The organism is Actinomycetota bacterium (assembly GCA_035540895.1).
In the GTDB taxonomy this organism is placed as follows: Bacteria; Actinomycetota; JAICYB01; order JAICYB01; family JAICYB01; genus DATLFR01.
The window spans coordinates 18,850-31,913 of sequence record DATLFR010000023.1 but is presented as its reverse complement, the minus strand read 5'-3'; the positions used below and the strand labels follow the sequence as shown (position 1 = coordinate 31,913).

Here is a 13,064-nt window from a genome sequence, read left to right as displayed (position 1 = left end):
CCCGGCGACCGTCGCGCTCCTGGACCACGCCGACGAGCAGGGGGCCAGGTCGCCCACCGGCGTGGACGAGGCGGACCGGGTCCTCGGCGGGGGGTTGGCCCGGGGGTCGATCGTCCTGCTCGCCGGGGAGCCGGGGATCGGGAAGTCGACGCTCACGCTACAGATCGCGCTGAACGCCGGACGGGACCGGGAGGTCCTGCTCGTCTGCGGGGAGGAGGGGCCCCGACAGGTGCGGGCCCGGGCCGAGCGGATCGGCGCGGTCACCCCGGGCGTCCGGACCCTCTCCGACCCCTCCCTGTCGGCGGTGGACGCGGCCGTCGCCTCCGGCGTCTACGAACTCGTGTTCATCGACTCCATCCAGACCCTGTACGACCCGGAGATCGCATCCGCACCCGGGTCGGTCTCCCAGGTGCGAGAGTGCGGCGCGAGACTGGCGCGCACCGCCCGGGAGACGGGGACGACGCTTCTGTTCGTGGGGCATGTCACGAAGGACGGGTCGGTCGCCGGCCCCCGGGTGCTGGAGCACCTGGTGGACGTCGTCTGCTCGTTCGAGGGCGACCGCTCCGGGGGGGTCCGTGTGCTCCGGGCGCTCAAGAACCGGTTCGGGACGACCGACGAGGTCGGGTTCTTCCGGATGGACGCCTCAGGGCTCGTCCCGATCCGGGACGCCTCGAGCTACCTGCTCGCCGACCGGCGACCCGGTATGTCCGGTTCGGCCCTGGCCGCCTGCCTGGACGGCCGCCGCCCCTTCGTCTGTGAGGTGCAGGCGCTCGTCGCCCCCACCGGGGTGGCCGCTCCCCGCCGGACCGCCGTCGGCGTGGACGCGGGGAGGCTGCCGGTCCTGGTCGCCGTCCTGGGCCGCCGTCTGGACCTGAGGCTTGGCGACAAGGACGTCTTCGTCTCCGCCGTGGGAGGCATACGGGCCGCCGAGCCGGCCGCGGACCTCCCCGTGGCATGCGCGGTTCTCTCGGCCATACACGACGTGCCGCTCCCCGACGATCTGGCCGCGTTCGGGGAGGTGGGGCTCTCGGGGGAGGTGCGCAGGGTCTCGGGAGCCGATCGACGCCTGGTCGAGGCGCGCAACGTCGGATGCCGCCGCGCGCTCGTGCCGGCTGGGATGCAGGAGGAGGTCGAGGGCATCGAGCTCGTCCGGGTCGCCCACCTCGGCGAGCTCGTCCAGGGCCTGCGGCGCCTCGGGATACGTTCGGTCCACTGAGGGGCTCGTGGCGAATAAACGCCCAGGTCAGGGCGTTCCGGTGCGTTTGGGGCGTTCTCCGCGGGTCCCCCCGCGGTGGTAGACTAGGTCGCATGGCATCCAAGAAGAGCTCCACCAGCAAGGGTTCGGTAGCGAGCAAGTCCCCGGCCCCCAAGGCCGGCACGAACGGCAAGCGGGCGAGCAAGCGCCGCTCCGGCTACAAGGTCGGTGACCAGGTCGTCTACCCCCACCACGGGGTCGCCACGATCGAGAAGATCGAGGACAAGGACGTCTTGGGCGAGAAGCGTCAGTACCTCGTCCTGCGACTCGACGCGGGCGACCTCACGCTCATGGTCCCGGCGGAGTCGGTCGAGGAGGTCGGGATCCGCAACCTCATCGACAAGGGTCAGGTCGACGGCGTCCTCAAGGTCCTGCGCAAGGGCGAGGTCACGGACAACGCCGAGAACTGGTCCCGGCGCTTCAAGGCCAACCAGGAGAAGCTGCGCTCCGGCGACATCCAGTCGGTCGCCGAGGTCGTCCGCAACCTGAGCATCCGTGAGCGCCAGAAGGGCCTCTCGACGGGCGAGAAGCGGATGCTGAACAGGGCGCGGGAGATCCTCGCTGGCGAGATCGCGGTGGCGCTCGACGTGGACGCCGAAGCGGCCGAAGAGGTCCTGGAGAAGGCCCTCAAGTAGCGCCTCCCGCTCTGCGTCCCGGCGAGCTATGGTCTCACCGCCGGGGCGGTGGCCTGAGCTGAGGGAGCGAGATGCTGGTCGAGGCGATACGGCTGATAATCGTCCTCGCGTCGACCGCGGGGGCCTATCAGCTCGGGCGAACCCGGGGAGGTGACCTCCCGCTCCCGGTCGCCGACGCCGAGACCGCCGCCTTCCTGATCGCGGTGATGGGAGCCGCGGTCGGCTACCTGGTGGGAGGCGTCCTCGCCCGGTCGATCGACCGTGGGATGAGTTCGGTCGAGGAGCGGATGGCGGAGCGCCACGCGTCCGAGGTCCTCGCCGCCACCCTCGGACTGCTCGTGGGTCTGGCGATCGGCGCGCTGATCGCCTGGCCCGTTCTCGTGATGGTCGAGGAGCCGATCGTCTCCTACCCGGTCGGCGCGCTCCTGCTCGTCGTGACCGCGTCCTTCGGGATGAGGTACGCCACGCGCAAGAGGATGGAGCTGTTCGGCGTCATGGGGGTCGAACCGATAGTGGCCGCTCCGACCGGTGGGTGCCTGCTCGACGCTTCCGCCGCCATCGACGGGCGGGTCCTGCAGCTGTGGAAGGCGGGTCTCGTCCCGTCTCCCATGTGGGTGCCGTCGTTCATCATCTGGGAGCTTCAGGGCATAGCCGACTCGTCGGACCCCATCCGCCGGCGGCGTGGCCAGCGTGGGCTGGACGTCCTGACGTCGCTGCGGGAGGCGGGGGCGGTCGTCCGGGTGCTGGACGAGGATCCGGCGGGGACGACCGAGCCGGACGCGAAGCTGATCGTCCTGGCCCGTCGGCGCGGCCTGCCGATCGTGACCTCCGACTCGAACCTGGCCAAGGCGGCCGAGCTCCAGGGGACGACCGTGCTCAACATGCACGCGCTCACCGAGATGGTGAGGCCGCCGGTCCTGCCGGGAGAGCACGTGTCGGTCCAGCTGATCAAGGAGGGGAAGGACGCGGGGCAGGCCATCGGGTACCTCGACGACGGGACGATGGTGGTCGTCCAGCGAGCCGCCGACGCGCTCGGCTCCCAGGTGGACGTGGAGGTGACCTCGGTCCTGCAGACGGCGACGGGCCGGATGCTCTTCGCCCGGCGTCGCGATGACCTGATCGAGGGCGGCACCGCCTGAACGCGACCGCCCTCCTCCTGGGCGCCGGGCAGGGGACCCGGCTCGGTGCAGGACCGAAGGCTTTCGTGTCACTCGCCGGGGAGCCCATGCTCCTGCGAGCGGGCCGCGCGGCCGCGCAGGCCGGAACCGTCGGTGCGCTGGTCGCCGCTGTGCCCGCCGACCTGGTCGAGGGAGCGCGCGTCCTGCTCGCGGAGCTGTCCGTCCCGGTGACCGTCGTCGCGGGCCGGGAGACCCGGCAGGGGTCGGCCCGCGCCGCCCTGGAGGCGGCGGGGGACGTCGAGACGGTGGTCGTCCACGACGCGGCGCGCTGCCTGTCTCCGCCCGACCTCTTCGACCGGTGCGTGCAAGCTCTGACGCCCGGCGTCGACGGGGCGGTGGCGTGCGCGCCCGTGACCGACACCCCGAAGCGCGCCGAGGACGGCCTAGTCACGCAGACGCTCGACCGGACCGGGCTGTGGGCGGCCCAGACCCCGCAGGCGTTCCGCTCGGCGGTGTACCGCCGGGCCCACGAGGCGGCCGAGAGCTGCTCGTACGAGGCGACCGACGACGCGGCGCTCGTCGAACGGATCGGAGCCCGGGTCGTGGTGGTGTCGGCGCCGTCGTGGAACCTGAAGGTCACAACGCCGGAGGACATCGGGGTCGCGGAGGCCCTGCTGGCCACGCGGTCGGTCGAGAGCGGGAGGTCCGGTTGAGGGCGGGGATCGGGTTCGATGTGCATCGGTTCGACGAGACGCGCCCGTTGATGCTCGGAGGGGTCCGCATCCCGGAGGCGGCCGGCCTGTCCGGTCACTCGGACGCCGACGTCATCTGCCACGCCCTGGCCGACGCGGTGCTGGGAGCCGCGGGGCTCGGTGACATAGGCACGCACTTCCCCGACACGGACCCCCAGTGGGCGGGAGCCTCGGGGATCGACCTGCTGCAGCGCGTCGCCACCCTGGCCAGAGAGGTGGGCTACGCCGTCTTCAGCGTCGACGCGACGCTCCTTCTCGAGTGGCCGAAGGTGGCGCCGCACGTGGCGGAGATGCGGGCCCGTATCGCCGCCGCGCTGGGCATCGGCCCGGGCGACGTGAACGTGAAGGCCACGACCACGGAGGGACTGGGGACCGTCGGCCGCCGCGAGGGAGCGGCGTGCATGGCTGTGGCCTCCCTCCTGCCCGCGGGCTCCTCCTGACAAGCCCGCCCGGGTCGTATCGTTGAGGCCTCATGCGCCTCACCAACACGCTCGACGGCACCACCTCTCTCTTCGAGCCCGCCTCGCCCCCGCGGGTCGGGATCTACGTCTGCGGTCCCACGGTCTACGACGTCCCCCACGTGGGCCACGCCCGCGCGGCCGTCGTCTTCGACGTGCTGCGCAGGCACCTGACCTGGCGGGGGTACGACGTCCTGTTCGTGCGCAACATCACCGATGTCGAGGACAAGATCATCAACCGCGCCAACTCCGACGGCGTGCACCCGGCGGTGATCGCCGAGCGCTACACGCGCGTCTACGACGACGCGATGCGCGCCCTGGGCGTCCTCGACCCGGACATCGCCCCGCGCGCCTCGGGCCACATCCCGGAGATGGTCGAGATGATCGGCCGCCTCGTGGAACGCGGACACGCCTACGAGGGGGAGGGGAGCGTGTGGTTCTCGGTCGAGAGCTTCGTCGGGTACGGCAAGCTCTCCGGGCGGACCATCGACGTGATGCTCAACCAGGAGCGCGTCGAACCGGCGCCGGGCAAGGCCCACCCGCTCGACTTCGCTCTGTGGAAGGCGGCGAAGCCCGGTGAGCCGTCGTGGGGGTCCCCCTGGGGGCCTGGCCGTCCGGGCTGGCATATCGAGTGCTCCGCGATGACCGTCCGCTATCTCGGGATGCCCTTCGACATCCACGGCGGCGGAGCCGACCTGATCTTCCCCCATCACGAGAACGAGATCGCCCAGGCGGAGGCGGCGCTCGGCCACGAGCCGCTGGCCCGTTGGTGGCTGCACAACGGCCACGTGCAGATCTCCGGCGAGAAGATGTCCAAGTCGCTGCGCAACTTCGTCCAGGTGGACGCGGTGCTGGAGGAGTACGCACCCCAGGTGCTGCGCATGTTCTTCATGTCCTCTCACTACCGGTCCCAGATCAACTACACCCTCGAGGCGCTCGAGGAGGCCAGAGCGGTCTGGGACCGCTTCGCCGCCTTCCTGCGTACCGGGCCTCTGGGAGCCGAGGACGAGACGCTCCTGGACGCCTTCGGGGAGGCGATGGACGACGACCTCAACACCCCGGCCGCCATCGCTTCGCTCCATGCGCTCGTGTCGGAGGGCAACCGCGCCCTCGGCGAGGGCGACGAGGGACGGGCGGCCACCGTGCGCGCCTCGGTGGCGGCCGCGCTCGACCTCCTCGGGTGTGAGCCAGAGGCTCCCGTCCATGGGGAGGAGGTCCTGGCTCCGCTCGTTCAGCTCCTGCTCGAGCAGAGGGAGCACGCGCGGGCAGCGAAGGACTTCAACCGTGCCGACGAGATCCGCGACCGGCTGGCCGAGGCGGGCGTCAAGGTCGAGGACTCGGCGGAGGGTCCGCGCTGGTTCGTGGAGTGACCTCGCAGATCGAGGGACGCCGTCCAGTCCTCGAGGCGCTGAGGTCGGGGCGCCCTCTGCGTGAGGTGCTCGTATCGGGACGCGGCGGACCGCTGGACGAGATCCGGGCGTTGGCCGTGCGCCGTGGCGTCCCCGTGCGCGACGTGGCGCGCCCGGACATCGACCGCCTCGCGCGGAGCCCGACCCCCCAGGGGGTGATCGCGCTGGCGGGTGAGTTCCGCTACGCCCAGCTGGACGAGGTGCTGGGCGCCCCACGTCCGGACCCCCTGCTGCTCGTCGCGCTGGACGGCGTGACCGATCCGCACAACCTGGGAGCCATAGCCCGCTCGACCGAGGCGGCCGGGGGCCACGGGGTCATCGTGCCCGAGCGGCGGTCGGCCGGGGTGACCCCCGTGGTCGAGAAGGCCGCCGCGGGCGCTCTCGCGTGGCTCCCGGTGGTGCGGGTGGGGAACCTGACGCGCACGCTGGACCTGCTGAAGCAGCGCCGCATCTGGGTCGTGGCGCTCGATGGGGACGCACGCGACACCGTCTGGGACAACGACCTCGCGACTGAGCCGCTGTGCCTCGTCGTGGGCGCCGAGGGCCGGGGGGTCTCGAGGCTGGTCGCCGAGCACGCCGACCTCGCCGTGCGGATCCCATTGTCGGGACATGTCGGGAGCCTGAATGCATCGGTTGCCGCCGGCGTCGCGCTGTTCGAAGTGTCGCGTTTGCGCCGTTCTGCGGCCCCCGAAGGGCGGGTTGACTAGCAGATCTGGGGTTGACCTGAAGGACCCTGGGCTGTATGGTTCTGGCGCACGGACGACCGCTCTACTCCCTAGCCTGCGTCGTAGTAAAGGAGAGCGGGATATGCCCCTTTCGGCAGCAGCGCGCAAGCGACTCGTGGCCAAGTCATTGTCAGCCCCCACCGATCTTGATGACGACCGCCTGGTCGAACTGGCGCGCGAGGGCGACACGGATTCCCTGGACATCCTTCTCCAGCGGTACACGTCGTACGCGCGGAGCAAGGCCAAGACCTACTTCCTGATCGGCGCCGACCGAGAGGACATCGTCCAGGAGGGGATGATCGGCCTCTTCAAGGCCATCCGCGACTTCGACGCTTCGAAGACCGTGTCGTTCCGCTCCTTCGCCGAACTGTGCATCACGCGCCAGATAATCACCGCGATAAAGGGCGCCACTCGCCACAAGCACGCGCCGCTGAATTCCTACGTCTCACTGCACCGTCCGGTCTCCTCGGAGGACGACGGTGAGCGGCAGCTGGTGGACTTCCTTGCCTCCTCCCGCGTCATCGACCCCGTCGAGCTGGTGGTAGCCGAGGACGAGGTGCACCAGATCCGGACCTTCCTCGCCGAGATCCTTTCGGAGCTCGAGGTGGAGGTGCTGAACCTCTACCTGGAGGGCCGGTCCTATCAGGAGATCGCGGCCGGACTCAAGCGTCAGGCGAAGTCGATCGACAACGCGCTCCAGCGGATCAAGCGGAAGCTGGAGACCTTCCTGCGGCAGCGGGAGGAAGCCGAGACGGCGGAGCAGGTCCTCCACGTGGCGCCGTTCGCGAGCGAGCCGGTGGCCACGACGACGAAGCTGGCCGCGGTCGGGACGATCGACCGCACGGACCCGGCCCCGATGCGAACCGTGACTCGTACCGGCGGAAACCCGGGCGACCTCAGGTCGAGTCTTCGGTTCGCCGTGGCCGCCGCGGCCCAGCGAGGCGCCGAGGCGGCCTCGCGGACCCGTTCTCGCGGCCGCTAGCCCCTCCCGTCCCCCAGGCCTAGGCGCGCCTCGACGGCGTCGATGCGCGCGCACATCCGCCTGAGCGCGCGGAGTGCGCGGGGGGCCGGGTCTAGCACGGTCACGAGGCGACGCGTGTCCGGGGACCGTTCGCGCCTGTCCTGTCCGGCGCGGCGGTCGCCCGCGCGGCGCTCGGGCCCAGGGGGAGACGCGGAGGTCCCCCGGCGATCCGTTCCCTGCCGTCGCTCTGACCGTCTGTACTCCATGCCCTCCATCGTGCCGGCGGGCGCGGTCTGGCTCCATGGCCTCGAAGGACGAGCCGCGCGACCGACGCGGGCCACCCGGGCATGGTTCTATCGGAGGATGGCGTCCGTCGAAGGCTTCTTCACCTACGAGATCCGCGTGGGCACGGTCACGCGGGCCGAGGTGTTCCCGGAGGCCCGGGTCCCCGCCTACAAGATGTGGATCGACCTCGGACCCGAGCTCGGCGAGAAGAGCTCGAGCGCTCGCATCACCCACCTCTACCGGCCCGACGACCTGATCGGGAGGCAGGTGGTATGCGTGACGAACTTCCCGCCCCGACGGGTGGGGCCGTTCACGTCTGAGGTGCTGGTCCTGGGGGTGGAGACGGACCGCGGTGTGGTCCTGCTCGCCGTCGACGAGCCGGTGCCGCCCGGATCGCGCATCAGCTAACGCGACGCGTACCTGTCGTAGTAGGCCTCCACGGTCGGGATCAGTCCGACGAGGTAGTTCCCGTTGTTGCACCCTCGACACCACATCGAGGCGTTGATCGCCCGGGCCGTCGCCATGGCGTCGTTCCCCGCCATGAAGGCTGCCACGACAGGCTCGTAGCCGCGGTTGGGCCGTCTCAACGTCGCCACCGAAGCGTGCACGCCCTGCTCGAGAGACACGTAGTTCCGCACCCCGTGGCTGTTGAAGACGGTCGCGCCGGGCATGTGGTAGCTCGTGGCGAGCGGGTTCCAGGTCGCCTTCGTGTACTCAGCTGCTTGCCAGGCGACCACGACGACCTGGTTGCTCCTCGTCACGGGGGCTCCCATGTGCCGAAGGAAGTGTCCGGCCCACTCCCCGAACGAGATGGGGGTCCCCCGCCCGGCGGCGCGCTCGAGACCGGACAGTTCCGAGGCTCGTATGCGTCCCCTCAGGCTGGCGATCAGAGCTTGGGCCTCGGTCCTCGCGCGCGACAGCTCCTCCAGGGCACGCTGCTGGTCCTCGAAGGCTCGGGCGAGCGTTCGGTGCTCGGCGCGAAGCGAGCGCAGCGACGCCGACTCGACCCCCAGGAGCTCCGCGTGCGCTGCGACCTGGTCCTGGAGGGCCCCCTCTACCGTCTCCAGCGACTCGATGAGGCGCGCGTCCCGCCCGAGTGCGCGGGAAGCGTAGCCGGCCACCGTCCCCAGCTCCGACATCGAGCCCGATCGCAGGACGATGTGCAGGAACGGCGTCGGCCCCCGCTTGTAGACGTCCCTGGCCCTCGCCCGCAGCCGCTGCTGGAGGGCGGCGCGCTCTCCCTGCTGCGCCAGCAGGCGGGCCTCCGTCTGCCGCAGCTCCCGACGGATCGCGGCGAAGTCCTGCTCCTGCTGTCCGAGGGTCTCGACGAGACGTCCGAGCTCCGAGGCCAGCCCCTGCACCCGGTCCTGCTGGCTGGTGATCCTCGTCTCGAGCTCACGCAGCCGCGCCCTGGTGGCTTCCAGCTCCTTGCGCGGGTCAGCCGCAGCGGGAGCGCCGAGGGCAGCGACGGAGGCGAGCAGGAGGGCGACGGCGGCGCAGCGCAGCGAGCGTCTGGACATCACGCTCTATCATTCGCCACCCAGGGCGCTCGCACCAGTGGGTTCGTCAGGCGTCGGGACCGGGCCCCGGTGTCGTACCGCGCCGGGCCGTGAGCCCGATGGCCACGGCGGCCACCACGAGGATCCCGGGGAGAGCGGCAAGGAGGGGGACATGCCCGGTGAACGCCAGCACGGTGAGGACGGCGCTCGCGATCAGCACGACCCACGTCACGACCACGGCTGCGGACATGCCGCCCTCGTTCCCCTCCTCGACCGGTCCCAACCCTTGAACCTCACGTGGCCGCCGGGTGTTGAGATGGTGTGGAGCCGGACGAGGAGGCCGCATGAGGCGCTTGTGGGCGGTGGCTGGGGTCGTCGTCATGGTAGCGACGGGGTGCACGGGCGGAGGCGCTGGAGAGCCGGGACGCGTGACGGCCGCCTCCTCCTCGCTCGTCCGCTTCGACGGGTGTGAACAGCTGCTGTCGCACCTGAAGGGCCAGGCGCTCGAACAGGTCGGGCCCTGGGGTCTGGGGGGCGGTTTCGGAGCGCTCCCGTTGGCCGCCGACGCACGCGCCGAATCGTCCGGAACGACAGCCAGCTCTGGGAGCGCGGCGGCTCCCGTGCATTCCACCACGAACGTCCAGGAAGCAGGGGTAGACGAGCCGGATCTCGTCAAGACGGATGGACGGGTCCTGTTCGTGGTGGGTTCCGGAGCTGTGCATTCGGTGTCCGCGTCCGACAACGCGCTGCTCGGGTCCCTGCGGTTGGACGGCTACCCCACCGAGCTGCTCATGTCCGGGGGCAGGCTGCTCGTCTTCGGGCACGCACCGCCCGAGGGCGGACCCGGAGGGGCCGAGATGGCCATATACCCGTCGATGGGGAGGTCCAGGATCTGGACCGTTGACGCGTCCGACCCCCGCTCCATGACCGTGGCGCGGACGGTCGACCTCGATGGGGGCTACCGCAGCGCCCGGCTCGTGGAGGGGGTCGCGCGCGTCGTCACGCTCTCGTCCGGACCCCATATCGCGTTCACCCATCCCCAGGAACCCAGGAACGGGGCGGACCCGGCCGTCGGTCCGTCGCCCGAGGCCGAGCGTCGGGCCCGCGACGAGAACCGCCGACGGATCGCCACCTCGACGATCGAGGAGTGGGTCCCCCGGTTCCACGTCGACGGCACGTCGCGACCGCTCACGTCGTGCGGGTCGATGTACCGCCCGGCCGAGTTCGCCGGGCTGCAGATGGCCACCGTCTTCACGCTCGACCCAACGACGGGCGTCCCCGACGAGGGCGCGGCGGTCGTCGGGTCCGGCGAGATCGTCTACTCGTCGCCTGAAACGCTGTACCTGACCACGACCCGGTGGGACCAGCCGGCGGGCGGCCCAGACGACGTCGTCTCCAGCCGCCGATCCGTCCCTCTGGTGACGGCGGTCCACGCCTTCGACATCAGGGACAGCCGCTCCACCCGGTACCTGGGGTCCGGCGAGCTCCCGGGTCGGCTGCTCAACCAGTTCTCGCTGTCCGAGCACGGAGGGGTGCTCCGCGCCGCCGTGACCCGGGACGACGACGCGAACGGGTCGTCGAGCTCGGTCCTGACGCTGAGGCTGCGCGACGGCGTCCTCGGGCCGGAGGGCAGGCTGGACGGTCTGGGCCCCACGGAGCAGATCCACGCCGTGCGGTTCATGGGCGAGCTCGCGTACGTGGTCACGTTCCGCCGCGTGGACCCGCTGCACGTGGTCGACCTCTCCGATCCGGCCCGCCCGGTCCTGCGGGGCGAGCTGCACATCCCCGGTTACTCGGCGTACCTGCACCCGGTCGGGGACGGGCTGCTCCTGGGGGTCGGTCAGGACGCCACCGACGAGGGCATGGCGACCGGGCTTCAGGCATCACTGTTCGACGTCTCCGACCCGACCGAACCGCGCCGGATCCAGCAGTGGATGCTTCCGGGGGGGCACTCGGAGGCCGAGTTCGACCACCGGGCGTTCCTGTGGTGGGAGCCGGAGCGCCTCGCCGTCGTGCCCGCTGGTCTGTACGACGGAAGGACGGTGTTCCAAGGTGCGGTCGCGCTCGAGGTGGGACGGGAGGCCATCCGCGAGCGAGGTCGTCTACAGCCGCCTCCCGACACGGCCTGGTCGGGTGTCCGGCGGTCCGTCGTGGTGGGCGAGACGCTCTTCTCGGTGTCCGACGCCGGCATACTTCGCAGCGATCTGCGGATGCTTCAGTCCCGGGGGTGGATCGGGTTCCCCGGCGCGCCCCAGGGGGGTCATCGGGTCCCTATGCCGGCTCCGCTGGAGTGACGGGGCGCACTAGCGCGTGAGGGCGGCCAGCGCCTCCTCCGCCCGCCTCAGCGCCGCTTCGCGGTCGTCGTCGACGACGAGGACGTGGCCCACCTTCCGCGCCGGCCGAGGCTCCTTGCCGTAGAGATGGACCCGGACGTCGCGGAGGCGCTCGAGCGGCGGGGGACCGGCCTCCCACAGATCTCCCAGCAGGTTCACCATGGCGGCGGGGCGCACCAGTGACGGGTCCCCGAGGTCGAGCCCGCAGACGGCTCGGATGTGCTGCTCGAACTGCGAGGTCACGCACCCACCCCACGTGAGGTGACCGCTGTTGTGGACGCGAGGCGCTATCTCGTTGACGAGGACCCGGTCGTCGGGGAGCACGAACATCTCGACGGCCATGGAGCCGACGTGCCCGAGGCCCTCGGCGACGGACCGTCCGATCGCGAGGGCCTCGTCGGCCACCGCGTCCGGGACACGCGCCGGCGCGACGCTCGTGTGCAGGATCCCCTCGCGGTGGACGTTCTCCACGAGGGGGTGAGTGGCGACGGACCCGTCGACCGCCCGGGCCAGGACCGCCGAGACCTCCATGCGGAAACCGACGTAACCCTCGACGACGCAGGGGACCCCGGCGAACCTGTCCCAGGCCGGTTCGATCTCCTCCCGTTCCCGGATGAAGGTCTGCCCCCGCCCGTCGTAGCCCGAGCGGCGGGTCTTCAGGACCGCCGGGAGGCCGAGGTCGTCGATGCCCCGACGCAGCTCCTCGAGGGAGCCCGCCTCTCGGTACGGGGTGTGCGGTACGCCGATCCCGTCGAGGAAACGCCGCTGCGCGAGACGGTCCTGGACCGCGCCGAGGACCCGGGAGCCGGGCCGGACCGGTGCTTCCTGCTCGAGCATGGCGAGGATCTCGGCGGGGATGTGCTCGGTCTCGATGGTCACCACGTCCGACCGGGAGGCGAGCTCGCGCGCCGCCCGGGGGTCGTCCATCCGTCCCGTCACGTGCACGTCGGATACCTGCGAAGCCGAGGAGCGCGCGTCGGGGTCGAGGGTCGCGAACCGGTACCCGAGCTTGCGGCCCTCCTCGACGAGCATCCGTCCGAGCTGGCCGCCCCCGAGGATCCCGACCACCGATCCCGGCCCGACCCGAGTCACAGCTCGTCCTCGAGCACCCTCCGCGTCTGCGCCTCCCGGTACGCGGCCAGGCGTTCGCGCACGCCGGGGTCGGTCCGCGCCACGATCGCCGCGGCCAGCAGCGCCGCGTTCACGGCCCCCGCCTCGCCGATGGCCAGGGTGCCGACCGGGACCCCCCTAGGCATCTGCACGATCGAGAGGAGGGAGTCGAGCCCCTGGAGGTGGGACGACCGCACGGGCACCCCGAGGACCGGGAGCACCGTCTTCGAGGCGGTCATTCCCGGGAGGTGGGCGGCTCCCCCGGCCCCCGCGATGATCACCTGGATGCCGCGAGCCTCGGCTCCCACCGCGAACTCGAACAGCAGGTCGGGCGTGCGGTGCGCGGAGACTATCCGGTGCTCGCACGCGACGCCGAGCTCACGAAGGGTCTCCACCGCGTGCCGCATCGTCTCCCAGTCGCTGCGGGAGCCCATGATGACCGCGACGAGCGGACCGTCCTCACCCATGCTCGCTCCTGTCGTCCGGGACGCGAGGCGAGGATAACCGGTGGGGGACGGGGGCCG

13 protein-coding genes and 1 pseudogene are annotated in these 13,064 nt (G+C 71.4%); 10 read left to right on the top strand and 4 right to left on the bottom strand.

Annotated elements, in window-relative coordinates:
• The 9 genes and pseudogenes from radA to VM840_01200 form a co-directional block, all read left to right on the top strand.
• A partial coding sequence (gene radA / locus VM840_01240) for a DNA repair protein RadA (protein ID HVL80199.1) occupies window positions 1-1,216 on the top strand: 1,216 nt, incomplete at its 5' end.
• A gap of 92 nt (window positions 1,217-1,308) precedes the next feature.
• Window positions 1,309-1,890 (top strand): CarD family transcriptional regulator, encoded by a 582-nt coding sequence (locus VM840_01235; GenBank protein ID HVL80198.1) that lies wholly within the window; start codon window positions 1,309-1,311, stop codon window positions 1,888-1,890.
• 71 nt (window positions 1,891-1,961) lie between these two features.
• Complete coding sequence (locus VM840_01230; GenBank protein ID HVL80197.1) at window positions 1,962-3,029, top strand: TRAM domain-containing protein; 1,068 nt, start codon at window positions 1,962-1,964, stop codon at window positions 3,027-3,029.
• The gene (ispD, locus tag VM840_01225) at window positions 3,026-3,721 is read left to right on the top strand and encodes a 2-C-methyl-D-erythritol 4-phosphate cytidylyltransferase (GenBank protein HVL80196.1); all 696 of its coding nucleotides are present in this window, start codon (window positions 3,026-3,028) and stop codon (window positions 3,719-3,721) included. Before VM840_01230 ends, ispD begins: the two co-directional genes overlap by 4 nt.
• Window positions 3,718-4,200, top strand: a complete 483-nt coding sequence (ispF, locus tag VM840_01220; protein ID HVL80195.1) for a 2-C-methyl-D-erythritol 2,4-cyclodiphosphate synthase — start codon at window positions 3,718-3,720, stop codon at window positions 4,198-4,200. The genes ispD and ispF overlap by 4 nt, the downstream gene beginning before the upstream one ends.
• 32 nt (window positions 4,201-4,232) lie before the next feature.
• On the top strand, window positions 4,233-5,588 hold the full coding sequence (cysS, locus tag VM840_01215; protein ID HVL80194.1) for a cysteine--tRNA ligase: 1,356 nt from the start codon (window positions 4,233-4,235) through the stop codon (window positions 5,586-5,588).
• On the top strand, window positions 5,585-6,334 hold the full coding sequence (rlmB, locus tag VM840_01210; protein ID HVL80193.1) for a 23S rRNA (guanosine(2251)-2'-O)-methyltransferase RlmB: 750 nt from the start codon (window positions 5,585-5,587) through the stop codon (window positions 6,332-6,334). Before cysS ends, rlmB begins: the two co-directional genes overlap by 4 nt.
• 100 nt (window positions 6,335-6,434) lie before the next feature.
• Window positions 6,435-7,094 (top strand): annotated as a pseudogene (gene sigH, locus VM840_01205) (RNA polymerase sporulation sigma factor SigH).
• A gap of 582 nt (window positions 7,095-7,676) precedes the next feature.
• The gene (locus tag VM840_01200) at window positions 7,677-8,006 is read left to right on the top strand and encodes a tRNA-binding protein (protein ID HVL80192.1); all 330 of its coding nucleotides are present in this window, start codon (window positions 7,677-7,679) and stop codon (window positions 8,004-8,006) included.
• Here the strand turns inward: VM840_01200 and VM840_01195 are convergent.
• Both VM840_01195 and VM840_01190 read right to left on the bottom strand, forming a co-directional pair.
• Window positions 8,003-9,118: a hypothetical protein gene (locus VM840_01195; protein ID HVL80191.1), complete on the bottom strand. Its 1,116-nt coding sequence runs from the start codon at window positions 9,116-9,118 to the stop codon at window positions 8,003-8,005. The genes VM840_01200 and VM840_01195 overlap by 4 nt on opposite strands.
• A gap of 46 nt (window positions 9,119-9,164) precedes the next feature.
• Entirely contained in the window at window positions 9,165-9,347 is a 183-nt protein-coding gene (locus tag VM840_01190; protein HVL80190.1) for a hypothetical protein, read from the bottom strand.
• 94 nt (window positions 9,348-9,441) lie between these two features.
• On the opposite strand from VM840_01190, the gene VM840_01185 reads away from it, so the two are divergent.
• A complete protein-coding gene (locus VM840_01185; protein ID HVL80189.1) occupies window positions 9,442-11,391 on the top strand; it encodes a beta-propeller domain-containing protein in 1,950 nt (649 codons plus the stop codon).
• 9 nt (window positions 11,392-11,400) lie between these two features.
• Here the strand turns inward: VM840_01185 and purK are convergent, their stop codons facing one another.
• Both purK and purE read right to left on the bottom strand, forming a co-directional pair.
• A complete protein-coding gene (purK, locus tag VM840_01180; protein ID HVL80188.1) occupies window positions 11,401-12,522 on the bottom strand; it encodes a 5-(carboxyamino)imidazole ribonucleotide synthase in 1,122 nt (373 codons plus the stop codon).
• The gene (purE, locus tag VM840_01175) at window positions 12,519-13,007 is read right to left on the bottom strand and encodes a 5-(carboxyamino)imidazole ribonucleotide mutase (protein HVL80187.1); all 489 of its coding nucleotides are present in this window, start codon (window positions 13,005-13,007) and stop codon (window positions 12,519-12,521) included. Before purE ends, purK begins: the two co-directional genes overlap by 4 nt.
• Between the last annotated feature and the right edge of the window lie 57 nt (window positions 13,008-13,064).